Raw genomic sequence first — 24,815 nt, 5'->3', positions numbered from 1 at the left:
TGTTTTGATACCCTTCGGCTCAATTGGCGGGAAAAACGAAGGGCGCAGTCTTGTCCTTGACGAAAAACGCAAGGAAACGGGCGGGCTCCGTCTGGCTGGCATTGCGCCCGACGAGATGGACATCGTCCGGTCCTTCAAAGAACGTCTGCCCTTCTTTCAGGGTGACAGGCCTACCGCCCTTGATTTGCATGATGATGCTTCCCTTCAGCACATACACAAAGACCGTGGCATTGTGCCTGTGGATCGGATCAGACTCTCCGGGTCCGTAGTCTACTGTCAGCATGGCCCCTTCCTTGCCGGGTATTCCTTGCAGGTCATGCGCTGTCAGGGGCGTGACGGTGGTGGCTGCATGAAGGGAATGGGTGCAGAAGCTTGCGGCTATGGCGCCGAAAGCAAGAAACTTGCGCATATTCGATGTTCCTGTTGCAAAAGGCTGATGATGATTCAGGAATGACCTGATCTTCTGCGTTGCCTGATCTTGCGAGTCCGACGGGTCTGAACACGTTCGTCGAACCATGACTGTGCCTCTCCAAAAAAGGGGGCAGGGGCCTTGTCGTGAACTGATCTGGCCAGATCGGCGAGCGTTGTTTCCGCCAGTTCCCGCCGCATGGCCTGCTCGGCCCGCAGCATAACGCCATGAATTCCGCACACGCCCCGTGTCGCCCATTCAGGCGGGTGTTGATCAAAAAGCGCGCAACGACCACGGATTTCCTGACAGTTGAAAAGGCTCTTCTGGCCTTCAACCGCGTCCACAACGGCCAGCACGGTGATCTCCCCGGCTGGTCTGGCCAGTCTGTAACCGCCTTTCAGGCCTTCAGACGCGGCGAGAAGCCCTGCCTTTTCAAGTTTGGGAAGCAGCTTGGCGACGAACGCTGCAGGGATCTCCTGCAATTCTGCCAGATCAAGGCTGCTGACAGGTTCAGGATTGTCGACCAGCCACAGCAGGCTGTGCAGGACATATTCGGTAATTGCGCCATAAAGTGCCATACGCGGACTATATAAGTCCGCGTTATGATTCGCAAGACGGCATAACGGGACCGCTGCTGATGCAGCGATATGGAATCTACGGACCCCACTTACCGTAAACAGATGGATGACCTGGCCGCTTCCATGACCTGTCTGGAAGGCGAGGATATTGCTGACACAATCCTGTTTGCGCTGAAATCACCATCCCGGATGGACGTCGCAGAACTGTTTGTTCTTCCCACCGAACAGGGTAATCAGATGTCCGGTTCCAATTATTCAAATCCTGGCGCGGGCCATCTCATTTCCGACCTTGCCTTTGGTGAATAGGGTAGCCATAAACCCTGCCGCTGTCGTTCCAGGCCTGACGGATCAATGTGGTCTGTCGGCGTCCTCGCGAGCCCGTCGGCTCAGCGGTTCCTTCCGTCAGGCATAATAGTGTACGGCCAGACAGCGGCACATCGCCTGAATGCCAAAATGATCGCGATGTCCGGCAATGAAGGCGTATCTCACTTTGCATCCCTGGCGAAAGACGCGGTGACTTTTTTAGAATGTCGCGCTCCTCGGTCACCCGGGCCAGTTCGCGCTTCAGTTGCCGGTCTCGCCTGATGCCACCTTCGCGAATTGCCGCTTCCACGCATACAGCGAATGTGTGCTGCCCCCGAGCCGCTGCGAAACTTCTGCTACCCGATATCCCTGTTCGGTAATCTGCGCCACCGAGTCTTGCTTAAACTCGTCACAGAAATCCGGCTTCCCCATCAACGCCTCCTGCCCTCATTTTTAGGAGTTCGGGCGTCCATAAATCTAGAGGGTGTTATGCACCTTGGGCGAGCATAGCTGCATTTCTAAGCATGAAGCACGCGAACGCAATGACATGGAGACTTGCGAGTGTTGAAGCGTAACGCTCGTAATCTTTGACGAGCCTACGACAACGTGTTGCCCATGCGAAAGATCGCTCGACAACCCATCGGCGCGGCAGCAGCACAAAGCCGCGTTTGGCTTCGGACAACCTGACGACCTCAAGGGCGATCCCCTGGGCCCGTGCTGCCCTGGCAGGCTTCTCGCCGGTATATCCCTGATCGACATAGGCCAGTTCAACGCTCTCGTCCGTCGCGTCCTGAATGGCAGCGGCAAGACGTCCCACTTCGGCGCGATCATCCCGACTGGCTGGTGTGACATGCAGGGCCAGCAGATGCCCCAGCGTGTCCACGGCCATGTGCAGCTTTGATCCCCTTTTGCGCTTGGCTCCATCATATCCGGCGCGGGAACCGCTTTCCGGCGTCGAACGTAATGTCCAGCTGTCGATAATGGCTGCCGTTGGCTCCGCCCTGCGGCCAGAAGCGATACGCAGCACGGCACGCAGATCAGACACCAACGCGTCAAAACAACCTGCCTCCATCCAGCGACGGGATTGCTGGTAGACCGCCGACCACGGCGGAAGGTCATTCGGCATGGCGCGCCAGGCAATTCCGTAGCGGATCACGTAACGCAATCCATTGAACAGTTCGCGCAATGCGTGATGTCGTTGGTGCGCATCCTCGCGCATCAGAACCAGATACGGGACAACCAGAGACCATTCTTCATCTGATACATCAGAGGGATACGGTTTGCGTGTAGGCGTCATCCCTCATTACTGCACCAATCAGGCACGAAAATACATAACACCCTCTAGCAGCCTGTCGGGTTGGGCATTTTGCGGCTGATAACGCCAAGGCTGACCTGGCTTATGCTGCCTGAAGCCGCGCCATTCTTTTACAGTTGTATGCGAGAGCAACGAGTGTCCATTCGGTCGTGACTTTTGCAAGGCCACGCAGGCTGAATTTTCTGAAGCCCATGATGCTTTTGATAATTCCAAAGACCGGCTCCACGGTCTGTTTTCGTCGTCTGTAAAGATCTCCGGCTTCTGTAGTTTCCAGCCTGTCCTTCATGGCAAGCCGCCAGGGTTCGGTTATCCGGCGTGGCTCCCTTTCTGCGGGCCGGGGTCGGAAGTCGTAAGGTCTGCGGGCACAGGGCCGTCCAATGGCGACCAGCGGATCAATGCCCTTTTCCCGCAGTTTCCGGACCGCCTGCCCGCTGGCGTAACCGGTATCGGCGAGCACTGTCTTTGGGAGACCGATTGTGTCTTCCATCGACAGCACCGTGTCGGCAAAGGACGGCGCATCCGCTGATGTGGCGACAACGTCGGTTGTCACGATCAACTGGCTGCCTTCGGCGCACACCACGGCCTGGGCATTGTAAGCCTGCCGGAACTCGTGGGCGTCCGAACGCCGCATGAGGCGGCTGTCGGGATCGGTCAGACTGATCTGTCGGTCGGGTGGTGGTTCATCATCGGGCGGTTTGGGCGCCCGGCCGCGACGCCCTGTTTTCGCATCATAAGCGGCTTTCTTCTTCTCGTAGGCCGGTCGCGCCGTTTCAGCCTGCGCCTTCGCATCAGCTTCCAGCCGGGCGCAGGCTTCGTCCAGCTTCGCTTTCAGCGTTTCCCGCCGGGCAAGCTCTTCCGGCAATGCCTGCGGATCTCTGTCTGTGACGTCCGCATGCTCCGCCTGGTCCATCAGTTTCGCGATATCCACAGCCAGCTGTTCGCGCAGCGCCCTGATCCGGTCGTAGCGCACCGAACGGTATTTCGATGCGTCAGCATCGATTTTCGTGCCGTCGATCGACACCACGCCCAGACGCAGCAGACCCGTCTCGCGCGCCAGAAGCAGGACCTGCGCAAATGCAGCTTCAATGGCTGTCCGGTTCGTCCGGCGGAAGGTCGCAATCGTATCATGATCCGGATGCAGGTTCGCCGCCACGAATCGCACCCCGATGTCGCGATATGTCGCCCGCTCGATCCGGCGTGAGGAAAACAACCCGTTCGCATAGCTGAAGATCAGAAGGGCCAGCATCAGGCGCGGATGATACTGCGCCTTGCCTCCCGTGCGCACTGGCACGCAGAACGCACTCATCGGAACCCGCTCAACGGCGGCTACAATGAAATGCGCCATATCATCAGCAGGAAGCCACGACTTCAGATCAGGCGGCAGAAGATACGGCTGAGACCGGTCAAACGGGATGAAGCTGCTCATCACACCACCTTACAATCGCCCCCCTTCACAGGGTACCCCAACCCGACAGGCTGCTAGAACCGCCGTAGAAGCGTCCGAGGCATTCGCAGTGTCGAAACCCCGCCTAATGATCTGGACGGCCCTCTGTGCCTTCCTGCTGGTCTCTGGCGGGTGGTTGGCAGCGTTCTGGGTAGGCAGACACGATGGCTGGGCCGCTGGTCAGGTCGATGGCAGACAGGAAGCCCTCACCGCCAATGCCGCCGCGTCATGGGCGAATACCACCAGCGGGAAGATGGCCAAGCAACTGGATGACCTCGGCAACCTTCAACCTTTGGCGACTTGCAACGTCCCCGGATTCTCCATCCAGAAGGGGGAAAAGGGTGTTCGCTGGTGTGTGGTTGCTGGAACAGACGGGCAGTTCCACGGGTGGGCGATGCCCTGACGAACCCTTCCCTCTTCCTGAGCAATTCGGAAGATCAATTTCCTCTAGCCTAACACGTCGAAAACGGGAGTTTTCCACCAAAAAAGAGAGACCTACAGAGAGATTAAATTTCTTTCTCTTTCTTAAGGATAGCTGCAACCCGCGCGAGACTGCGGAAAAATGCTTGTAATAGGTTACAGGATATGTAACCCAGAAGTTACAGGGGCTGTAACCTATTAGCCCGTTATCAACAGGGGTGCGAGATGTCCCGGATTGTCAGACTGACCACCAAGCGGCAAATGGCCGACCAGCAGGCCGCAGCTACCATTGCCGAACAACTGGAACTCATCACTCCGGAAATGCTGGAAGGCGCTCCGGGAGACCTGAAACTGTTGCTGTCACGGGCTATCTACAGCGCACAAAAGCAATCGCGCCCGAACACCGAAGGACTTTGGCCGGGAGGTTTCACCATGATTAGCCGCGACCAGACGAAACTTGTGTGGGATGCCATCCGCGCCCTTCCGCCAGAAGATCGCCCCCAGCAGGTACGTCACGCCTTCGATCTGGCCTTGCTGTCACTGCGACAGGATACCGGCGAAATCATGATGCGCCGTGATGAACTTGCCGAAGAAATCGGCTGTTCTCCGCAGAACGTCAGCCAAATTATGGGCGTTCTCGAGCGTATGGGTGCCGTCCGTCGAACCCGCCAAAAGGTGCCGGGGATCAGAGGACCGGGTGTGGCAATATATTACATCAACCCGCATGTCGGCTGGAATGGCTCTCTAGATGCTCGCAAGGCACAGGCTGAAGAAATCCATCCGCCGGTACAGCTTGAGCTTCTGCAAGGGGGAGCCAAATGAGTTCCCGTAGAAGCAGTAGAGCACAGGGCACCAATCCAAAAGCTCTAGGATTAAACCCTAGAGCACTTGGATTAAGTCCTAAACAATTAGGAATTAGCCCCCGTCAGCTCGGGATTAGCCCTAAGCAACTCGCAAAAAAGAGGCAAATCATGACCGACCTATCCGACGAACTGGCCGCCAAACGGGCGGCAATCCGTGCAGCCCGCGAATGCACAGAACCGTCGCTGTCTGCGGCGGAGGCTATCGCCTTGCTGGAATCCGATCTGGTTATGGTTCAGGCAGCTATCGACGCTCTACACGCCGAGGAACGCCGTGCAGGTTGAGTGGTCGAAGCTGGCCCGTTCTGATGCGGAAGCAATCAGAGCCTACCTGTTGGATCGAAACCCATACGCAGCTAAGCGAATTTTACTCCGTCTGATCGATGCGACAAAAGACTTGGCAATGTTCCCGAGCATCGGTCGGATAGGGCTGGACGGCACCCGCGAATGGGTCGTCGCCCAGCCCTACGTTCTGCTCTACGAAGTCAATGAAATGGCCGGAATCGTTAAAATCCTGCGTGTTTGGCACAGCGCCCAAGACCGCTGAATAGCCTCTAACGCCTTCGCCGGGGGCGGGGGTACACAGGCACTAGACCTAATCCCAAAACCCGGTGTCAAATTGGCTATTATCCAAGGCGTTGCAAAATAATTCTTAAGTAATGAAATATTTTTATTGACAACATATGAAAAAAATCGTATAAATAATCTTATGCGGCCATGGTGAAATTTGGTAAACACATATAATTTGGAATTATAGATACATTTAAGAGAGTATTTGAGGGTTCAAGTCCCTCTGGCCGCACCATATAAATCTCAAAATACTTAGCGTCGCCTTCCTCCCGGCCCTTTACGTCCGCCTGTGAAGCCCTCGTCGATAAGCTTCTGGCGGGCGGATTCCTGTTCAGCCCGCTTTTGCGCCTCGCGCTGTTCCCGCGCCAATCGCTCCATTATGGCCCGCTGCCGTTCCTGCCTCTCCTGCTCCTTCCGCTCGATGGCATCCCGACCCACCTCGTCGGCCAGATCGGCGAACCAGTCCATCAGGTCTTCCGCTGCCTGCTGAACCTTGGCGATGGCCTGTTCCGCGCTTTCGATGATATGGCGCAGGGCTTTCGCAATCCCGTTCTTCTCGGCGGCATCCGCATTTGCCCTGGCACGGTAGGTTCTGGGTTCATACTCCCGACCTTCCTGCTCGGCCTGATGCGCGGCCTTGCGTTCGACCGCCGTGCTGTGCGGCCCGAGATGGACGCCGGGCACAACCTCGACACCCTGCCGCTCATAACTCCGGTGATCGACGCGGGCGGTCTGTCCGGCCCGCTCTAGCAGCCTGTCGGGTTGGGCATTTTGCGGCTGATAACGCCAAGGCTGACCTGGCTTATGCTGCCTGAAGCCGCGCCATTCTTTTACAGTTGTATGCGAGAGCAACGAGTGTCCATTCGGTCGTGACTTTTGCAAGGCCACGCAGGCTGAATTTTCTGAAGCCCATGATGCTTTTGATAATTCCAAAGACCGGCTCCACGGTCTGTTTTCGTCGTCTGTAAAGATCTCCGGCTTCTGTAGTTTCCAGCCTGTCCTTCATGGCAAGCCGCCAGGGTTCGGTTATCCGGCGTGGCTCCCTTTCTGCGGGCCGGGGTCGGAAGTCGTAAGGTCTGCGGGCACAGGGCCGTCCAATGGCGACCAGCGGATCAATGCCCTTTTCCCGCAGTTTCCGGACCGCCTGCCCGCTGGCGTAACCGGTATCGGCGAGCACTGTCTTTGGGAGACCGATTGTGTCTTCCATCGACAGCACCGTGTCGGCAAAGGACGGCGCATCCGCTGATGTGGCGACAACGTCGGTTGTCACGATCAACTGGCTGCCTTCGGCGCACACCACGGCCTGGGCATTGTAAGCCTGCCGGAACTCGTGGGCGTCCGAACGCCGCATGAGGCGGCTGTCGGGATCGGTCAGACTGATCTGTCGGTCGGGTGGTGGTTCATCATCGGGCGGTTTGGGCGCCCGGCCGCGACGCCCTGTTTTCGCATCATAAGCGGCTTTCTTCTTCTCGTAGGCCGGTCGCGCCGTTTCAGCCTGCGCCTTCGCATCAGCTTCCAGCCGGGCGCAGGCTTCGTCCAGCTTCGCTTTCAGCGTTTCCCGCCGGGCAAGCTCTTCCGGCAATGCCTGCGGATCTCTGTCTGTGACGTCCGCATGCTCCGCCTGGTCCATCAGTTTCGCGATATCCACAGCCAGCTGTTCGCGCAGCGCCCTGATCCGGTCGTAGCGCACCGAACGGTATTTCGATGCGTCAGCATCGATTTTCGTGCCGTCGATCGACACCACGCCCAGACGCAGCAGACCCGTCTCGCGCGCCAGAAGCAGGACCTGCGCAAATGCAGCTTCAATGGCTGTCCGGTTCGTCCGGCGGAAGGTCGCAATCGTATCATGATCCGGATGCAGGTTCGCCGCCACGAATCGCACCCCGATGTCGCGATATGTCGCCCGCTCGATCCGGCGTGAGGAAAACAACCCGTTCGCATAGCTGAAGATCAGAAGGGCCAGCATCAGGCGCGGATGATACTGCGCCTTGCCTCCCGTGCGCACTGGCACGCAGAACGCACTCATCGGAACCCGCTCAACGGCGGCTACAATGAAATGCGCCATATCATCAGCAGGAAGCCACGACTTCAGATCAGGCGGCAGAAGATACGGCTGAGACCGGTCAAACGGGATGAAGCTGCTCATCACACCACCTTACAATCGCCCCCCTTCACAGGGTACCCCAACCCGACAGGCTGCTAGGGGCTATTCAAACTTCCATATGGTGACGAGACGTCACAAAATCCCTCAGGGGTGCGTCGGGAGGTTAGAGCACTTCGCAACGCGTCTTTCCGTTCCGCCGTTTGATGACAAGGCTGCAGCCCATTCGGCGGAAATCAGAGCTGATCTGGAGCGTAGGGGATGCGTGATCGGCTCATACGATCTGATGATTGTCGGACACGCGCGTAGCAGGGGGCTTGTTGTGATAACCGGCAATCTTTATGAGCTCACGAGAGTTGACGGTTACGGTCTGAAGGCTGGGATTAAGTATAAATTCTTAATATATTAAATATAATTTTTATTACAGATTCATTTATCTACCAATGAAGGTAGATTTATGGGTGATATGTCTTTTCTGTCAGAAAGACAGACTACATTCTATTCTTCTTCTAACCCAGAGTGCCACCGCATTCATCTTCCATCTTGAAAATAGGTATTCGCCTCGGTCAGGGCTGAACATTGTTCGCATATTTTCAACAATCTTCAATGTGCATGCCTATGTAAGATCCACAACCCGTATTCTCGAACTTCGATACGACTTCGACCAGGAAACACGTTCGGACCACAGGCATCCCATAACGCCGTATCCTGCAAGATATCTTTCCCCGTTCGAAATCCTTCGGGTATTGTTATATTATAACGTTCCATATAAGTTTGGCGGATTACAACCGAATGAAGGGTGTCCGTCATGCACGAAAGGCTTCCGATAACGGTTCTTTCCGGCTTTCCCGGAGTAGGAAAAACGACGCTTCTCAACCATGTGCTCAATAACCGTGAGGGCCGCAGAGGCGATGGCAGATAACGAGCGGACCCTGCGGCACGAGATGTGGCGGCGCTACGTGGGTGATGACTGGGCAGCCTTCGATGCTCTTCCCGCCGCGATCCGCAACCGGGTTGCAACACATGCCTATGATGCCTGGTCGGTCAATGTCATGATGCTGTGGCAGCATTACAAACGGCTTTATGGGCGCACGATGCGCGCCGAGCGGGCATTGATCCGGTATCTTGATTATTGCGAGCGGCTGGAGCGAGAAGCGTTTGCCTCGCGCTACAGCGAAGCCTACGGCATGACCCTGCCGCATGATGCGGCAGGCGTGACCGTGCAGAGATGACGCTGGCACCTGAATGCCACCATTCTGGCTTTTCAATTGCCTGTAACAGCCTGTCGGGCTATCTGGCCTGACGGGTCTGCCGCTTTCGTTGCCAGATCATGATGCCCGTTACCACCAGCATGCACACGGCCAGACCCGACAGGCATATGAGAATACGGCCGCCCGGCCCGGCTATCCTGCCGCTATGCCATGGCAACTGCATCTGCATGACCAGATTGCCCGCAGCCCCCCGACCGGGCATGTCACCGGCCGTGATCTGACCGGTTTTCAGATCCACGGTAACCATGGGACTTCCCAGCCCGGAGGGTTCTGTTCCCTGATTGCTGAAAAGGTAGAACATGGCGGTCCCGCCATCCGGGTCCAGCAGCACTGCGGCCGGTTTCTCGCCGCTGCCATGAGCCTGCACGAAACCTGCAGCGAGACCTTCGGCCTGATCAATCGTCACCGGATGGACCGGGAGCCGTGTGTCCGTCATGGGCGGGGCGGTAGGCAGGATGGTCCGGATGACAGGATTGAACACTTCATCCTCAAGTGCCAGCGCCACCCCGCTTATGGCAATGCCCAGCAGGACAACCCATAGCCACAGCGAGACGGCCCGATGCAGGTCAAACGTGATCCGTATGGAAGAACGCCGCAGGCCGATCGCCCATGTCTTGCGCCATTGCCGCCAGAATGCCTGCCGCCATGCAGGCTGGTGCAACGGAAAGGTCAGGAGAAGGCCGACCACGCAGTCAATCGACCACAGCATGGCCGAGATACCCATGACCCACATGCCCATCTGGCCCAGATCAAGGGAATAATGAACGCGGTATATAAAAGACATCAGCGCATGACGGCTCAAGCAGCAGCCTTCGGCCGGGCGCATGCCCTGAATGCGGCCTGTGCCGGGGTCGAGAAAGATTTCGTTTTCAACCGGATCTTTCCTGCCCGCGACCGTTTCGGACGAATAAACCTCGATCGCACGCCCCGCAGGAGGGCGGTAGAGCAGGGCGGTCACCTGCGTTTCAGGGCGCTGCAGCTTCAGCCGTGCCAGCAAGGTTGAAACAGGCAGGAGGCGTGTCGGGGCAGGGGCATGGAACAGATCAGGATTGAGGGCCGCGTCAATTTCCGTGCGGTACACGCTGATGCTTCCCGTAAGCCCCGCAATGAACAGCACACCCGACAGGAGCAGCCCCGTATATCGGTGCAGGCGCACAAGGGCCGGACGAACGGTTTTCAGGGTCAGGACAGCCATCACGCATGGCTTGGCACGCCCGTCAGGGCTGGGCAACAAAAGAAAATAAGACGCGTTCGCATATTTGGCCATCCGGTCTCCCAAACGCCCTGCCGGGGAATGGCATGTCTGACAATCTGGAATGTATCGAAACATCACAGTGCCGTTTTGTTATTGATAATGATTATTATGTTCAGATAAGGAAGGCACGCCTCCGTTCGGGCGCTGATGCACGCTGTCAAGGAACCTTCAGGCCGTGGCCTCGACCGATCACCTTCTGGAAACCTATCTGGCAAACCGGTCGCGTTTCGTGTCCTTAGCCGTATCCATGGTCGGTTGCGCGGCACAAGCTGAGGATATCGTGCAGGATGCGTTTGTTCAGGTCGCATCCGTCAGGCGGCAGGGGATCGTGTTCAACCCTGTTGCGTATCTGACCGCGATCATACGCAATCTGGCGCTGGATCATCTCCGTGCCGCACGCAGGCAAATCCCGACCGAGATCGATCATACCCTGCTGGCTGATACGGGTGCGGGGTCCATATCGCCCGAAGCCCATTGCGGGCACCGGCAGGAACTGCATAGCGTGGCCCATGCCCTGGGCAGCCTGCCGCCACGCACCCGCCGCGCGTTCGAGATGTATCGCATCGGTGGCTACACATTGCAGGAAATCGCGACCGTTCTGGGTGTTTCCACCACGCGTGTGCACAGGATGATCCAGATCGCGCTGGTGGCCTGTGCTACGGCCCTGCCAGACATGGAGCCGTAAAGATTTTTCCCTTACCGTTGAAAAACCGGCCTGTGTTCCGCCCCTATTGCTGGAAATACGTTCAACGCCACGGGCGCGGAACGCAGGGGAGTGAACACGGATGAGCACACAGCCGACCCAAGGCACTGAACGTGCCACGCTGGAAGCCGCCGCCTGGAAAATCCGCCTTAATGAGGCACCGGATGATGAAACGGTACAGGCGGCATGGGCCGCATGGCGCACGCAGGACCCCGACCATGAGCGGGCGTGGCGCCGGATGGAACGCGCCTGGGCCCTTACGGGCCAGATGGTTCCCGTAACGCCCCCGCATGACCGGCCCGCAACACCCCGGCGGCCTGCGGCTGGCAGAACGGCCCCGGCGCGCCCTTTGCGGATTGCGGCGGCCTGCATGCTGCCGGTGGCGGCGAGCCTGCTGGCCTTTGCCACGCCGGACCTCATGTTCCGCCTGCAGGCCGATTATTACACGAAAACCGGCGAAACCCGCACGGTCAGCCTGTCGGATGGAACGGGTGTGACCCTGGGCGGTCATTCCGCCATCGCCGTGCATTATTCGGGCCGGGAACGGGGGGTGACACTGCTGGCCGGGGAAGCGTTTTTCAATGTCGTGCATGACGGAAAACGCAGCTTTGCCGTCAGGGCAGGAAACGTGACGACGCGCGATATCGGCACCACCTTTGATGTGCAGATGGCCGGGCCTCATGTCACTGTTGCCGTGCGCGAGGGGATCGTGAGCGTATCCCGCCAGTCCGACCCCGCCCTGCGCCTGACCGCCGGCCAGACATGGGCGGTCGACCAGCACACGGGGCAGGCCCACCGCGGCACGATCGACCCGGAGGATGTCGGTTCATGGCGGTCAGGGCAGATGGTGCTGAACGACGTGCGGTTTTCTGACGCGGTCGCGGTGCTGGGCCGCTACTATCCAGGCACCATCGTGATCCGTGATCTTGAGCACGACACCATCCCGGTAGGGGGCGTGTATGACCTGCATCACCCCAGGGAGGCGCTGGAAGCCCTGTGCGCGCTGCATGGGGGCAGGCTTGTCACGCTCCCTGCAGGCTTCACCCTGGTGCTGGCGGACCACAAAGCCCCCTGATGGGCCCACACGGGCAAGCAGGCCACGCACAACCGCCACCGCAGCGCTTTTTTTCAGGGGACCGCTAAAAAAGTTTCACCCACACGTTAAAAAAAAATCGTCTCAACGGACATGGATATACGCGAATGCAATTCGTTTGCATTTTCTGCCAACCGTACCGCCCGTGAGACCCGACCATGCCGTGTGTTCTTCTGCCGTGCCGCCGCAATCGCATCCGGCCCTCCCGATCCAGCCTGCTTACGGGCACGTCCGCCCTGCTGTTCGTCATGTGGGCCGCTGCGGGGCATCATGCCGCGGCCGCACCGGTGGGGGGCAGCGTGGCCAGCCTGCCATCATCGGCACAGCCCTTCAGCATTCCCGCCCAGCCACTAGGCCGGGCCCTTGCCGCCTTTGGCGCGCAGACAGGCATGCAGATCGCGTTTGACAGCGCCACGATAGCGGGCGCACGCTCAGGGGTGGTGAGCGGACAGATGACAGCGGAGCAGGCGCTATCCGGCCTTCTGGCGGGCACGGGCATCAGTTACCACAGAACCGGGGCGCATTCCGTCTCGCTCATCCGTGCGCCTGCCGCCATTACTCTTGATCCGGTGCGGGTGGAAGGGCAGGGGAACGGGGGCGGCAGAAAAGGCTGGAAAGAAGAGCAGATTGCCGTTTACGCCACATCGGGGCGGGCCGGGCTTGTGCCCAAGAATTCGAGCGCCGCCACCAAGACCGACACGCCCCTGATCGAAACCCCGGAATCCGTATCCGTCGTAACCCGCGCACAGATGGACCAGCAGAACGCCCGCACCATAGCTGAGGCCCTGCGCTATAATGCCGGTGTGTCGGGCGATGTGGCGTCGGGCTACACCACGCGGTTCGACATGGTGGAAATCCGCGGCTTTCAGGGTGCTGCAGGCGCGGATGAGTTTGTTGACAATTTGCGCCTGTTCAACGGCGCGTACTACGCCACCCAACAGATCGATCCCTACCTGCTGGACCGGATCGATATCCTCAAGGGGCCGCCTTCAGTCCTGTACGGGCAGTCCAATCCCGGGGGCGCCATCGTGCTGACCACAAAGCAGCCGACGGCAGTACCCGTCCACTCCATCTCTGTCGAGGGCGGAACATACGGCTACGTGCGCGGCACTGCCGATTTTGGCGGGCGGATCGACTGTGATGGCAAGTGGCTGTACCGCGTGGCGGCAACCGCCACCACATCGGGCACGCAGGACGAACACACCCGCAACGAACGCTTTGGCGTCCTGCCATCGCTGACATGGACCCCCAATGACCGCCTGACCATGACGCTGTCCGCCTTCTGGCAGCGCGACCCGCGTGGCGGCAATTTTGATACCGCGCCGCTGGAAGGCACCATCCTGCCCAACCCGAATGGCAAGATTTCGGACCATTTCTACCCCGGCGACCCGAATTTCGAGACCTACAAGCGTACCCAGACGGCGGTGAACTACCGCCTGAGCTATCAGATTGCGCCCAACTGGACGTTCAAATCATTTGCCCGTTACGCGAATGTGGGGGCGTTTTTCCGGCAGGTGTCCTCAGGCGGGATGCTCGATGATGACAACCGCACGCTGGAGCGTGCCGCCTACGGGTCGGAGGAGCATTTCGACACGATCACGGTGGAGGAACAGATCCTTGGCCATTTCCGCACAGGGCCGGTCAAACACAACGTGATCATTGGTGGCAACTGGCAGAATATCCGTGATTCCGCCAACCTGTATTACGGCGATGCGCCGTCGTTGGACGTCTTTTCCCCCACGTACGGGCAGAGCATCGGCAAGCTGGACCTGTATGAAGCCCAGAGCATCACCACCAATCAGGAAGGCATATATGGCGAGGACCAGATGACATGGGGCCACCTGCATGTGCAGGGCGGCGTGCGCCACGACTGGTCCACCATCGACACCCGCGACCAGACCGATGGAGGCGGCAGCTTCAACCAATCGGACCAGGCCACGACGTGGCGCGGCGGCATCCTGTATGCCTTCCCCATCGGGCTTTCACCCTATTTCCATTACGCGGAATCCTTTCAGCCCGCGAACAACCTGTCCTTCAACGGCACGCCGTTCAAACCCACGCGGGGGCGGCAGTTTGAAGTAGGGCTGAAATACCAGCCGCATGGCTTCAACGGGTTTTTCACGGCCGCACTGTATGACCTCAAGCAGAGCAACGTGCTGGTCACCGATCCGGTCCATATCGATTTCTATACCCAGACCGGCGGCATCCGCTCACGCGGGATCGAACTCGAAGCCCATGTGGACCTGACCCGCAACCTGAACATCATCGCGGCCTATACCTATCAGGATGTGGCCTATACGCGCGGCAGTGGCGACCTGACCGGCGAGCGCCCGATTGCGGTGCCCAAGCAGACATTCTCGGTCTGGGGGCATTATGACCTGCGCAACGGCCCATTGCGCGGGCTGGGGTTTGGCGCGGGCGTGCGCTACAACGGCAATACGCTGGTGGACAACACGCTGGAATATGTAACCCCCAGCTATGTGCTGGTGGATGCGCAGGCACAGTATTCACTCGATGCCGTAGCCCCACGAATGAAGGGCATGCTGTTTCAGGTCACCGCACAGAATCTGCTCAACCAGCGGTACTATCCCAGCTGCGCGGGGGCCGATACCGGCTGCTATATCGGCGCGAACCGCAATGTGATCGGCAAGGTGACGTATAGCTGGTAGTAACTGTAAATATTGACCATCAGTTATGCGATTATCGCATGATGCAGCGAAGGTATCCCATACAGACGATCCATCCCGGCAGGAAATAACAGCGCGCGGCAACCGTTGTCCGATATTTTTGGACGGTTTTACGCAACACACTGATTTACCTACACTTTCCCAAGAACTCAGAAAGCATGTCGCATGTGTCCCTACAGGGGCATACGAAACACCGACTACATCATACGCAACTTGAACATGCAAATAATTATTATTACAGGACATGAAAACAGCAGGAGATACGACGCACGGCAAGGCAAAGCCCCGTGCGTCGATCTCCTTGGAGGCGGTGCCCGTGTCCTACGCGGACAAGATTTTTCTGGAAGTTCTTGAAAGCAACAGACGCCATCTTGTCGCGCTGGCGGCACGTGTTGTGGGCTGCGCATGGTGGGGCGAGGAAATCATGCAGGACGCCTATATCCGCATCATCCGCGCCGGGGCCGCGCCACAGGACATCCAGCCCCCGCAGGGTTACCTGAACGGGTGATTTTTCGCCTCGCCATTGATGCACGCCGGGCAAAAGCCGTTGAACGTGCCTATGCGCAGGCCATCAGTTCTCCCGACAGGCGAACCACATGCACTGACGTAGGGGACGTGGATATCCCACGCGCCGATGCCATCGAAATCCTGACGCCCGAACGCCAACTGGCCAGCCAGGATGAACTCCGCCGCGTGCTGGCCTGCCTTGACGGCCTGCCCCCGCGCACCCGTCGCGCTTTTGAACTGAGCCAGCTCTATGGCCATAAACAGCGTGAAGTGGCCGAGATCCTCGGTGTCAGTTCTCCGCGCGTGCATGCCATGCCCCGGCAGGCTTTCCAGCGGATTACCGAGCAGCTTGGTGAAGAATGAATTCCCACCTGCCGGTGTTAATTTCCATGCCGTTCAATCGTCAGACAGAAAGGGAGATGTGAAAGCGCATGTCCTGCCTGCAAAGTATTATGGGCCCATGACCGACATTCCCCCGCCTGACGCTGCCGATACGGCCCTTTCGTTCCTTCTCCGTGTGCAGGCTGATCCCGCGCATGAACGGGCATGGCAGCAGGCATTGCGGGTCCGCCTGCTTGGCCAGATGGCCCTGCAGGGTGCGACACAGGCACAGTCCCTATCAAAGCCCACGCCCGATAACCCTGCCTGCGGCTCAGCAGGTTCCCGATACGGTAGACGTATCCGGCATCCGCATCGGTCCGTGAACTGATCCATGTCTTATGTCCATTCTGAATGGAAATGATCAGTGTTCATGTCGCATATACAGTAAAGTCGCGGCATAGAGTCAGACGGCTGCGCGAGAGTTCGTGACGGGATGAGAAGAGGGGAGGGAGGCTCGCCTGCGCCCGTCATGAAGTTTACCGTCATGACGATCCGAATGCCCGGATCAGACAGGACCCTGGCTGATCCGTTAAAGCCGATGTTCGGTATTTCTGCCTCATCAGTCAGGCAGTCGGCCTGCAATCAGAAAACTCGGAGCAGGACATCCGGCACAACCGTTTTCCAGACGGCTGGGGCATTCAAAATCTGATATCGTTCAAACTGCACGGACGACAGCACCTCGCGCCTGACGTAGCTTTGTGCCCTGTATTTTATAATATTTCGATGTAATAAAACACGTTCTGCCAGGTTACCTGATGTGCCTTGCAGATTCGTCGTTAGATGCGATGGCGCTTTATAAAGCATAAAAACTCTCTGACACAGCATTTATGTTGTAATTAACATGATATCTGATCGTGTATTCCAGCTTGTAAGCCTTTATGAAAATACTCGGTCCAACTTACCCCGTAATAATTCCTTACTTGTTATTGGTAACAGCCCGATAGATAGTAGCTTTATGCACACCAAAACGGGCTGCAACTTCTGAAATGGAGAGGTTCTCGTCACGGACAAGCTTTCGTATCGTCGCAATCTGCTCTGCACTGAGCTTGGCTGGCCGACCAAGATGGACACCCCGTTCCTTGGCCCGTTTCCTACCCGTTTCCGTGAGGTTCCGGCTTAATGCGCGTTCAAATTCAGCAATGCCGGCAAAAACACCAAGAATCATTTTCCCATAGGGAACGGTAGTATCGGCCCAGGGTTCACACAGGGAGCGCAGTCCCGCCCCTTTTTCACGAAGTCGATCGGCCACCTCCAGCAGGTGGGGCGTTGACCAGGCAAGACGGTCCAGAGAATAGACAACCAAAGTATCGTCAGAAGAAAGTTCCGTCAGGACGTCCCTCAGAATGGGCCAGTCCCGGCTCATTGTAGGAACTTTTCCTCATATATTTTTTGACAACCCGCCTTTCGGAGTGCTTCTACCTGATGGAGAAGCGTCTCTTCTTCCGAATTTTCGCGCGCGTACCCGATCAGCATCATATTATTCGTTTATATTGGCACATCAGCCTTATTTTATAGACGATTGCGCGAATGCATAGCCAGCATTTTTTTTGTTTTCAAATGACGGGTCTTATGCAAAAATGAATTCCGTTACGTCCTCATCACCTCCACCATCATGCGGTTTCACATCGGGCAGAAAGGCCACGCCACAAATATTTCATATTTTGGCCCAATAGCCAGCAGTCAGAAAACCCGAAACTTCCTTGCTGGTGCGAGTATTTTTGAGACAGGCGATACATATGAAAATGGCAACAGACAATGGCTGCTCCCTTGTAGTCCGTACGAATGAGACCGCGGTCAGAAACGGCTTTTTCAACTGGAACAACGTGATTGAGGTTGTAAACAGATCACTTCCCCTTTCACGCAGGTCGGACCTGTCTTCCTATCGCTTCGTCATAGGATCACGGGCCTGGGTCCGCACGAACCTGACAGATCTGGCCCGGTGGAGCAGTTGGGAATACGTCCTGCAGGGGGGAACGCTGGAAATCGACAGTTTTGGCCCTTTTCAGGTTCTGTGGCTGCACCTGATTATTGATCAGGCGGGGGGAGAAATCATTTTCGGCCCCAAGCATTCCGAAGCCGGCCTTATCCTGATCGACATCACATTTGGCAGCCCGGACCGCGCCGCACCATTCAGCCTGATATTCCGCGGCAACGAGACCCTGACGGCATCCTATGATTCCGATACCCGCATCACGCTGGTCGGACTGCTTGCGGGATGTGGGGCGGAACGGGACTGCGCGGCATGGGCGGTCGTGCGCTGTGATGGGGACCCCTACGGGCTCTCCCGTCCTGAAAACTGGCAGCAGGGAGGAGAAGGGACAGACACGCCCCCGCTTTTCCTCAAACGCTATCGGACACAGACCCCCCAGAACGGTATCGTCATCCATTTACCTCCCACAACACAACAAACAGGCAGACCAGACTAATGGGCGAACGACAGACCTATCCCATTCCGGACAAACTGCTGGAAAGCATTGATACGGGTATCCTGCTTGTCAGCAATGATAACACAATCATCTTTGCCAATGATAACGCGGCCCGTATCTGGGGTGGCCCCACGCCCGGACTGGTCGGCCGGAAACTCGATATTCTCTTTCCCGCCGGGACAGACATCCTGCCCTGTATCTTTGGTGAGAACCTGACGAATGTCGCGCTGTGCCCATCCGGCGTATCCGGGGGTAAGGTCTGTCGTTCCATTACGGAAAACCACCATTATCTGACCTTGCTGCGACATGACGGCATGGCGTTTTCTGCCGAGATGTCCGTGGCACGGACCGAGGGGGCGGGACAGCAGGTGTTTGTCATTTCCCTGCGCGACGTGACACGGGATCTGTCCCGACGTGAACAGGACCTACAGTATGCCACCATCGTACAACGCAATGCATGCGGCATCCTGATACTGGACAGCCAATGCCGCATTATCTACGCCAATGCAGCGGCGGCCCGGTTTTCGGGCATCGGTGCCGAGGGTATGGAAGGGGCTGATTTCTCGGCCTTTCTGTCCGGGCAGCAGGGCGATATTGCAACATTACAGGCCTTTCGCCGTCGTCTGCAGCGCTGCCGGCCCTTTGAACTGGAAATCCATTCCCGCACCGACACAGGCCAGGACATCTGGCTTCTGGCAACCGTAACGCCCTTATGCAGCCCCTATGAGGAACTGCACGAAGTGATCGTGGTGCTGAATGATATTACGGGCAGCGAGCAGATAAAGGCGCTGCAGAAGGATATGATGGGGGCACTGACCAGCAACCTGTCCTTCAACGAAATCCTTGGCTTGATGTGCCGCCAGATTGAACGTATCGCCCCGGATGTCGTAACGCAGATCGTGGCCGTGGATGATGAACAGCGCATGCACCCTGTAGCGCGCGCACGGCTGCCCGCACAGATTGCCGAAGTCTGCGCTGACCTGCAGATAGGCCCCGAGGTCGGGTCATGCGGCACGGCACTATTCACCGGCATGGAAGTGGTTACACCAGACATTGAAGCCGATCCGAAATGGAAGGGGTTCTGGCAGTTTGTCGTCCCGCATGGCCTCATGGCCTGCTGGTCGGTGCCGATCCTGCTGCGTGACGGCCGGGTAGGCGGCAGCTTGGCTTTCTATTTCCGTGCCAAGCGCGCACCGGGCAGATGGCACCGGCGGATTGCTGATGCCTGCCTGCATCTATGCGCGCTTGCCATCGAACAGCAGCGCTCGCGTGAGGATATCGCGCGGCTTACGCAGTATGACACCCTGACGGGCCTGCCCAATCGGACCGGGTTGCGGCACGGTATCAGGCGGCGGGCGGCACGCGCGCGGCATGAAAACCTGCTGGCCCTGATCATCAACCTGGATCGGTTCCGGGCCATCAATAACGGACTGGGACGCCCGGCAGGCAACATGTTGCTAGCTGCGTTGGCCCGGCGGCTATCCGGCCTCATTTCCAGTGATGACCTGCTGGCCCGCAGCGGGGGAGACGAATTCACCCTGATCACGACCGGTGGGGTGGAACGGGCCACGGCACTGGCCGATGCCATCATGAAAGCCGTAGCGGAGCCGGTCGTGATTGACGAGGTTCCTGTTACCATTACGGCCAGTATCGGCATTGCGGATAATGACGGCGGCCGGCGGGAGACGGAAATACTCATGCAGCAGGCAGAAACGGCCCTGTCGCAGGCGAAGAATGCCGACTGTAACTGCTACCGTTTCTTCAGCGAGGAAATGAACCGGCAGGCGGCGGACCAGATCCTGCTGGGCAACGCGCTGAAGGAGGCAATCAGGACGGACCAGCTCTATCTGGTATACCAGCCGCAGGTCCATGCCGCGACCGGCCGGCTGGAAGGGGTGGAAGCCCTGGCACGATGGACCGATCCTGCCCTGGGCATGATATCACCGGGCCGTTTTATCCCCCTGGCGGAAGAAACCGGACAGATCGAGGCAATCGGGCTGTGGTCACTGCAGACGGCCTGTCGACAGATGGCCCTATGGATGCAGGCAGGGGTGGACGTTCCGGTCGTATCGGTCAACATATCCGCGTTGCATTTCAGAAATCCCGACCTGCCACGCCTGATTGGCGAGATTCTGCACGAAAGTGGCATTCCCCCATATCGTCTGACCATCGAACTGACGGAAAGTGCGATGATAGAAAATTACGATCAGACCCTCATCGCCGCTCAGGCGATCCGGGCCATGGGCATCGGGCTCTCCATGGATGACTTCGGAACCGGTTTTTCCAGCCTGTCGAACCTTGCAAACCTGCCACTTAACGAGCTCAAGATTGACCGGAGCTTCATGGATGGCTTTGAACCGACGGGCAAGGTTCACTCTGTGGTCACCGCCATCATCCGTATCGGGCGGAGCCTGGGCATGACCGTGGTGGCGGAGGGCGTGGAAACGCAGGCACAGCTTGACCTGCTCCGGCAGATCAACTGCGACGTGATACAGGGATATTTCTTTTCCAGGCCCCTGGATGCGCGGGATCTTGAAGCATGGCTGCAGGCGCCCCCCGATACCGGGTGCTCACAGCCCGGCAGCCAGCATGATGCTGCATGAGACGGACATTAATAGCGGCGTGACGAAGGGGAGACGCTCCCCGGTTACCAATTCTTTACAATAAAAGCCTTCTTATCGGATTTGGAGCTTTATCTGTTGCAGGACCGGACATGACACGTGCACACCGCAATCCAGATTTCCCCGCAGATAGAGATGCCACCCTGTGGCAGAAACTATGCGGCGAGCCTGCCGCGGATGATCCCGTTGCGCAGATGCTTGTGGCAAGTGGCCTACCCGTAATGCATGGCATTATCTTGCCAGTTGGTACAGACGAACGTGTGGAGATTGACCACATATTTGCCAGCGCAGACGGGTTGCATACCTTACATGCTAAACATTACATCGCGTGGATCAATGCGCCTTCTCCCGAAAAAGAAATCCGGTCGCAGGGTGGGGCTGGAAATTTTGCCTATAATAATGATTTCCTGCAAAGTTTCCTGAAACTGGCAGAGGTCGTCAGCACCACCATAAATGATCCATTACCGACACAGGACGGAACCCCCGTTCCCGTGACGGGCCATTTCCTGCTCCCCTACAAGGTGCCACTGATGGCCCCCCTGCAGGACCATGCCCTTCTCCTCCCGGAACTGGAAAGCATGCTGAATACCTTGGCCGGCAAGGGCACCATTCCTGCCAAATATGGCGAGGCGTGGTGTCATATTGAAACAGTACATCATAAATATGTAGTCGCATCGTCACAGATACAGAATCGAAGTCCCTTCTGAACTTTCCTTGTCTACGCAGCAGATAGGATTCACTAAAAAAAATTCTGATACTCTGCCGTACCTGGAAAGGCTATTATTAGGATAGCAGATGTCGTACGTACCCCTGTTAAAAAGAATGGACTGGTCCGATACTTCCCGGATGAACAGTCTTGCGCAAGAGTTCAAGACAGCCAGGCCATTTCCACATCTGGTCATGGACGGAATGTTCTGTGATTCCCTGCTGAACGAAGCGTTGCAGGCCTTTAATCTCGATCACGTAAACAATGTAAATGTATTCCAGAACCAGCTTCAGTCAAAGCGCTCGACTAGCACACAATCCGTCATGCCTGCTGCAATACAACGATATTTTGATATTGTGAACGGTGCACCGTTCCTCCGGCTACTGACCAGATTGACAGGAATCATGAATCTGCTTCCCGACCCTTATCTTTATGGGGGCGGCATGCACGAAGTCGCGGGGCAGGGACATTTTCAGGTTCATACCGATTTTCGTTATCACCCCCATACGTGTCTTGAAAATCGCCTGGCTTTGCTGACTTACCTCAATCATGACTGGAAGCCAGAATATGGCGGCCTACTGGAACTATGGCAGAAAAATCCAACCCGACCTATCAGAAAAATTGTTCCCCAGTTTGGGCGCAGCGTTCTCATGCTCCAGTCGCCTGATTCATGGCATGGACACCCCCAGGGCGCGCAAGAAGGGTATCTACGGCGGACACTCATTACATATTTTTATACGGCACCAAAAATAAAAGCCGACAGGACGGCAAACAGCACGATCTATCTATCCAACAGCAGACAATCGACCATGCAGATGGCAGAAATATTCATGCGGAACATACTTCCACATTTTGTTATTGATACAGCAAGATGGATGCGGCACAGAAAAAGTAAACAAAACTTTAAATAAAATTTTAATTTAGGGTCATATCTTACAAATTATCTTTAAGCCTGTAGTCATTGGATGGCTCGCTCGAACTGTCAGGTCGTTCAGAATGTGCCCAGCATATTCGCGATGCCGCCAGTAATTGAACTTGTAGCGGGTAGGACCGGATCGATCAGGCCGAGCCGGACAACCTGCATGCCAAGATGAAGGCGGTCCTGTTCCTGCTGAATATCAAGAAGAACCGGGGCACCTGCCCTCGCGTCGAGCGGGCGCGGCAGAACTTGCTGCGACGGAGGCAGGTCATGCCGCTGAGGGAGAAGAAGATGAGGAAGCGTGAGTTGATCGTGTAGAAAACTAGGCGGTTTCGGGTGGAGCGACCTATAACTTACACCGGATGCCAGCTTGATAATTGACGCCGGGCCATATCCATAAACTTTTCCTTTTCATCTTCTGTAGCGCCACCGGATGTCAAATTCGACGCGACCTCCCATTTTCGAAATGGATAGCGTTGTGAGAACAGTTTCTTTGCGAGGTATTCAATATCACCGTCGCGGATAAACAATTTACTACTCCTCTTAAAATTTTATTTATTTGTTTCAATATTAATTATTATTTCTGTGATGGAGAGCGAGTTATCAGTCTGTGTTAGGCCGCACCTTCTCGCTTCTTCGCGCAGAAACGATAACGCGGCTTTGATATCATTTGCTTTCGTTTTCGTATCTTCATTCATATTGTTATGCTGCATTCTGGTGCTCAATGCTGTCATTATTGAGGACGCGGTTACGGCTTCGATCATGGATACGCCCTCTTGCTGTTGGGTAAGAGGATTATTCATGAAAATCGACAGTCAGGTTACCTGTCAGGTCTGACAGGTTTTACAGTTCAATCAGACCGGCGCAGATGGCCTTCACCACACCCATGATACGATTTGTACATTTCAGCTTCAGCAGTGCATTGTTAATATGGAAATTAACGGTTCTCTCACTGACACCAACAATCATCCCGGTTTCCCATGAGCTTTTACCCTTGGCTGTCCATCTCAGACATTCTTTTTCACGCGGGGTAAGAATAGGGTCCAACACATCTGCCGGTTCATCCAGCTTTTTATAACTGGCAATGAAAAAATTAGATAAGGCACGCAGATAAATTTCAACTTCTTGATCTACGTTTTTGTCTGTAAATGCAAAACATATGGCATAAACCAATCTGTCATGTGTATGGAATGGTATTGTCATTCCTTTTTTTATACCGAATTCTGATACATCCCTGATTATCTTTTTTTCTTTTTGGTTTATATTGTGAATTTCATGCCAGAAATACGGATGACTCATAAATCTAGATTTTTTTATTATTGGATCAGAACTTATGTAATCATTCTCAATATAAAAATTTACCCATGCCTCTGGGTAGCCGACATGTATAAAATTTTCCTTAGGATCTTCAGTCCTATTTAATTCCACAATGGTTATATGGACGCCGCCAACGGTCAAGGCGGCGTCAAGGTAGGCGGTTAGAAGATCGTGTTTAGTGCTTGCGTTCTCGAAGTCATGCAGCTTCGATAGGAGGTCGATTGTTAATCCCGCCATCTATTGCGTTGCCCCATGATGCCATTCAAGGATAAGCCTAAATTATATGATATCCTTATTCTATATATTTATGACCGCACCCATCATTATGGTAGCTTGGCTCACTTTTGAGGCCGGAAGCCAGATCATTCCATTCTGCCCCGGCGACACTGTGTTGTGGTTCAACCAGAACACCCACATTTATCACCTGCTGGGCGACAGCTGATATGGCCTCACCAAACACGGCGCTTATGAGTGCGAGCGGTACCGGGCCGCAAGCCGAGTGACGTGCCCCCCGAAAATGTGCCCATTTGAAAGTAGAGGCCGATCGATAAGAATACGGACGGATGAAACGCAGTCGCTATACGGAAGAGCAGATCATGGGGATCCTGAAGGAACAGGAATCTGGTCTGAAGGTCTCTGATCTTTGCCGAAAACACGGGATCAGTGACGCGACCTTCTAATGGAAAACCCGCCATGGAGGTCTTGAGGTGTCCGAGGCCAAACGGCTGAAGGCGCAGGAAAGTGAAAACAGTCGCCTGAAACGTCTTCTGGCAGATGCCATGCTGGATAATGCAGCGCTAAAGGAAATTGTTGAAAAAAGTGGTGACGCCTGCTGCTTCGCGGCAGGCGGTCCGACACATTCAGGAGGCTCTGGCCCGTAGTGAACGCCGTGCCTGTGCCCTTTCTAGGCTCAGGACTCATTCTTTGAG

The 24,815-nt window shown here is 56.3% G+C and carries 25 protein-coding genes, 1 tRNA gene and 7 pseudogenes; 20 read left to right on the top strand and 13 right to left on the bottom strand.

All coding sequences use genetic code 11. The annotated features are described in order from the left end of the window. Positions 1-19 precede the first annotated feature (19 nt). Both R5N89_RS15475 and R5N89_RS15470 read right to left on the bottom strand, forming a co-directional pair. A complete protein-coding gene (locus R5N89_RS15475; RefSeq protein ID WP_110570222.1) occupies positions 20-409 on the bottom strand; it encodes a cupin domain-containing protein in 390 nt (129 codons plus the stop codon). Positions 410-444: 35 nt separating this feature from the next. Next, positions 445-987 carry an Rrf2 family transcriptional regulator gene (locus R5N89_RS15470; protein ID WP_110570223.1) on the bottom strand — a complete coding sequence of 181 codons (543 nt, stop codon included), beginning with the start codon at positions 985-987 and terminating at the stop codon, positions 445-447. 78 nt (positions 988-1,065) lie between these two features. On the opposite strand from R5N89_RS15470, the pseudogene R5N89_RS15465 reads away from it, so the two are divergent. Next, a pseudogene (locus tag R5N89_RS15465) lies at positions 1,066-1,218 on the top strand (oxidoreductase); the annotation flags it as partial. Between the two features lie 76 nt (positions 1,219-1,294). Here the strand turns inward: R5N89_RS15465 and R5N89_RS15460 are convergent. The 3 genes and pseudogenes from R5N89_RS15460 to R5N89_RS15450 form a co-directional block, all read right to left on the bottom strand. Next, positions 1,295-1,722, bottom strand: a pseudogene (locus R5N89_RS15460) (transposase); the annotation flags it as partial. A 55-nt stretch (positions 1,723-1,777) separates the two neighbouring features. Beyond that, on the bottom strand, positions 1,778-2,587 hold the full coding sequence (locus R5N89_RS15455; protein WP_354680736.1) for an IS5 family transposase: 810 nt from the start codon (positions 2,585-2,587) through the stop codon (positions 1,778-1,780). A gap of 100 nt (positions 2,588-2,687) precedes the next feature. Then, positions 2,688-4,031, bottom strand: coding sequence for an IS1182 family transposase (locus R5N89_RS15450; protein WP_233043190.1), 1,344 nt, complete (start codon positions 4,029-4,031; stop codon positions 2,688-2,690). Positions 4,032-4,137: 106 nt separating this feature from the next. Between R5N89_RS15450 and R5N89_RS15445 the strand changes: the two genes are divergently transcribed. From R5N89_RS15445 to R5N89_RS15425, 5 genes are all read left to right on the top strand, one after another. Continuing rightward, on the top strand, positions 4,138-4,452 hold the full coding sequence (locus R5N89_RS15445) for a hypothetical protein (RefSeq protein WP_354680735.1): 315 nt from the start codon (positions 4,138-4,140) through the stop codon (positions 4,450-4,452). A gap of 242 nt (positions 4,453-4,694) precedes the next feature. Next, complete coding sequence (locus R5N89_RS15440) at positions 4,695-5,291, top strand: helix-turn-helix domain-containing protein (RefSeq protein WP_110570285.1); 597 nt, start codon at positions 4,695-4,697, stop codon at positions 5,289-5,291. A 149-nt stretch (positions 5,292-5,440) separates the two neighbouring features. Next, positions 5,441-5,614: a hypothetical protein gene (locus tag R5N89_RS15435; RefSeq protein ID WP_019089580.1), complete on the top strand. Its 174-nt coding sequence runs from the start codon at positions 5,441-5,443 to the stop codon at positions 5,612-5,614. Further along, on the top strand, positions 5,604-5,876 hold the full coding sequence (locus R5N89_RS15430; protein ID WP_019089579.1) for a type II toxin-antitoxin system RelE/ParE family toxin: 273 nt from the start codon (positions 5,604-5,606) through the stop codon (positions 5,874-5,876). Before R5N89_RS15435 ends, R5N89_RS15430 begins: the two co-directional genes overlap by 11 nt. A 164-nt stretch (positions 5,877-6,040) precedes the next feature. Next, positions 6,041-6,134, top strand: a tRNA-Pro gene (locus R5N89_RS15425). Positions 6,135-6,151: 17 nt separating this feature from the next. On the opposite strand, the gene R5N89_RS15420 is transcribed toward R5N89_RS15425, so the two are convergent. The 3 genes and pseudogenes from R5N89_RS15420 to R5N89_RS15410 form a co-directional block, all read right to left on the bottom strand. Continuing rightward, the gene (locus R5N89_RS15420; RefSeq protein WP_354680742.1) at positions 6,152-6,583 is read right to left on the bottom strand and encodes a hypothetical protein; all 432 of its coding nucleotides are present in this window, start codon (positions 6,581-6,583) and stop codon (positions 6,152-6,154) included. 12 nt (positions 6,584-6,595) lie between these two features. Continuing rightward, a pseudogene (locus R5N89_RS15415) lies at positions 6,596-6,787 on the bottom strand (hypothetical protein); the annotation flags it as partial. Next, the gene (locus R5N89_RS15410) at positions 6,702-8,045 is read right to left on the bottom strand and encodes an IS1182 family transposase (RefSeq protein ID WP_233043190.1); all 1,344 of its coding nucleotides are present in this window, start codon (positions 8,043-8,045) and stop codon (positions 6,702-6,704) included. The gene R5N89_RS15410 and the pseudogene R5N89_RS15415, both read right to left, overlap by 86 nt. A 60-nt stretch (positions 8,046-8,105) precedes the next feature. Between R5N89_RS15410 and R5N89_RS15405 the strand changes: the two are divergent. The 3 genes and pseudogenes from R5N89_RS15405 to R5N89_RS15395 form a co-directional block, all read left to right on the top strand. Further along, positions 8,106-8,387: pseudogene (locus tag R5N89_RS15405) on the top strand (PIN domain-containing protein); the annotation flags it as partial. A 421-nt stretch (positions 8,388-8,808) separates the two neighbouring features. Continuing rightward, positions 8,809-8,907 (top strand): annotated as a pseudogene (locus R5N89_RS15400) (GTP-binding protein); the annotation flags it as partial. 4 nt (positions 8,908-8,911) lie between these two features. Beyond that, entirely contained in the window at positions 8,912-9,232 is a 321-nt protein-coding gene (locus tag R5N89_RS15395; RefSeq protein WP_110569779.1) for a DUF6525 family protein, read from the top strand. A 58-nt stretch (positions 9,233-9,290) separates the two neighbouring features. Here the strand turns inward: R5N89_RS15395 and R5N89_RS15390 are convergent, their stop codons facing one another. Next, on the bottom strand, positions 9,291-10,466 hold the full coding sequence (locus tag R5N89_RS15390) for a PepSY domain-containing protein (protein WP_167400895.1): 1,176 nt from the start codon (positions 10,464-10,466) through the stop codon (positions 9,291-9,293). Positions 10,467-10,701: 235 nt separating this feature from the next. On the opposite strand from R5N89_RS15390, the gene R5N89_RS15385 reads away from it, so the two are divergent. The 6 genes from R5N89_RS15385 (at position 10,702) to R5N89_RS15360 (ending at position 16,225) form a co-directional block, all read left to right on the top strand. After that, positions 10,702-11,211 (top strand): sigma-70 family RNA polymerase sigma factor, encoded by a 510-nt coding sequence (locus R5N89_RS15385; RefSeq protein ID WP_110569777.1) that lies wholly within the window; start codon positions 10,702-10,704, stop codon positions 11,209-11,211. Positions 11,212-11,311: 100 nt separating this feature from the next. Next, positions 11,312-12,304, top strand: a complete 993-nt coding sequence (locus R5N89_RS15380) for a FecR domain-containing protein (RefSeq protein ID WP_110569776.1) — start codon at positions 11,312-11,314, stop codon at positions 12,302-12,304. A gap of 176 nt (positions 12,305-12,480) precedes the next feature. After that, positions 12,481-14,991 (top strand): TonB-dependent siderophore receptor, encoded by a 2,511-nt coding sequence (locus R5N89_RS15375; protein ID WP_110569775.1) that lies wholly within the window; start codon positions 12,481-12,483, stop codon positions 14,989-14,991. A 334-nt stretch (positions 14,992-15,325) separates the two neighbouring features. Then, positions 15,326-15,517, top strand: a complete 192-nt coding sequence (locus R5N89_RS15370; RefSeq protein ID WP_265001387.1) for a sigma factor — start codon at positions 15,326-15,328, stop codon at positions 15,515-15,517. Continuing rightward, on the top strand, positions 15,514-15,879 hold the full coding sequence (locus tag R5N89_RS15365) for a sigma-70 family RNA polymerase sigma factor (protein ID WP_167400894.1): 366 nt from the start codon (positions 15,514-15,516) through the stop codon (positions 15,877-15,879). Before R5N89_RS15370 ends, R5N89_RS15365 begins: the two co-directional genes overlap by 4 nt. A 97-nt stretch (positions 15,880-15,976) precedes the next feature. Further along, positions 15,977-16,225 (top strand): hypothetical protein, encoded by a 249-nt coding sequence (locus tag R5N89_RS15360; protein WP_167400893.1) that lies wholly within the window; start codon positions 15,977-15,979, stop codon positions 16,223-16,225. 588 nt (positions 16,226-16,813) lie between these two features. Here R5N89_RS15360 and R5N89_RS15355 read toward each other — a convergent pair. Further along, positions 16,814-17,373 (bottom strand): annotated as a pseudogene (locus R5N89_RS15355) (recombinase family protein). A 230-nt stretch (positions 17,374-17,603) separates the two neighbouring features. On the opposite strand from R5N89_RS15355, the gene R5N89_RS15350 reads away from it, so the two are divergent. From R5N89_RS15350 to R5N89_RS15335, 4 genes are all read left to right on the top strand, one after another. Next, positions 17,604-18,323, top strand: coding sequence for a hypothetical protein (locus R5N89_RS15350; RefSeq protein WP_354680739.1), 720 nt, complete (start codon positions 17,604-17,606; stop codon positions 18,321-18,323). Then, positions 18,323-20,926 (top strand): EAL domain-containing protein, encoded by a 2,604-nt coding sequence (locus R5N89_RS15345; protein WP_110569770.1) that lies wholly within the window; start codon positions 18,323-18,325, stop codon positions 20,924-20,926. The genes R5N89_RS15350 and R5N89_RS15345 overlap by 1 nt, the downstream gene beginning before the upstream one ends. A gap of 110 nt (positions 20,927-21,036) precedes the next feature. Next, positions 21,037-21,651, top strand: coding sequence for an NERD domain-containing protein (locus R5N89_RS15340; RefSeq protein WP_110569769.1), 615 nt, complete (start codon positions 21,037-21,039; stop codon positions 21,649-21,651). A gap of 88 nt (positions 21,652-21,739) precedes the next feature. Then, the gene (locus R5N89_RS15335) at positions 21,740-22,561 is read left to right on the top strand and encodes a 2OG-Fe(II) oxygenase (RefSeq protein WP_110569768.1); all 822 of its coding nucleotides are present in this window, start codon (positions 21,740-21,742) and stop codon (positions 22,559-22,561) included. Positions 22,562-22,922: 361 nt separating this feature from the next. Here the strand turns inward: R5N89_RS15335 and R5N89_RS15330 are convergent, their stop codons facing one another. The 3 genes from R5N89_RS15330 to R5N89_RS15320 all read right to left on the bottom strand — a co-directional run bounded on the left by R5N89_RS15330 (position 22,923) and on the right by R5N89_RS15320 (position 24,123). Beyond that, on the bottom strand, positions 22,923-23,099 hold the full coding sequence (locus R5N89_RS15330) for a hypothetical protein (protein ID WP_167400892.1): 177 nt from the start codon (positions 23,097-23,099) through the stop codon (positions 22,923-22,925). A 21-nt stretch (positions 23,100-23,120) separates the two neighbouring features. Next, a complete protein-coding gene (locus R5N89_RS15325) occupies positions 23,121-23,333 on the bottom strand; it encodes a hypothetical protein (protein WP_110569766.1) in 213 nt (70 codons plus the stop codon). Positions 23,334-23,412: 79 nt separating this feature from the next. After that, positions 23,413-24,123 carry an autoinducer binding domain-containing protein gene (locus tag R5N89_RS15320; protein ID WP_110569765.1) on the bottom strand — a complete coding sequence of 237 codons (711 nt, stop codon included), beginning with the start codon at positions 24,121-24,123 and terminating at the stop codon, positions 23,413-23,415. A gap of 326 nt (positions 24,124-24,449) precedes the next feature. Here R5N89_RS15320 and R5N89_RS15315 point away from each other — a divergent pair. Then, a pseudogene (locus tag R5N89_RS15315) lies at positions 24,450-24,789 on the top strand (transposase); the annotation flags it as partial. Positions 24,790-24,815: the final 26 nt, after the last annotated feature.

The sequence above is a fragment of the Komagataeibacter sucrofermentans DSM 15973 genome (assembly GCF_040581405.1).
Classification (GTDB): domain Bacteria; phylum Pseudomonadota; class Alphaproteobacteria; order Acetobacterales; family Acetobacteraceae; genus Komagataeibacter; species Komagataeibacter sucrofermentans.
The sequence above is the reverse complement of the archived record's forward strand: the minus strand, read 5'-3'. Positions and strand labels throughout refer to the sequence as shown.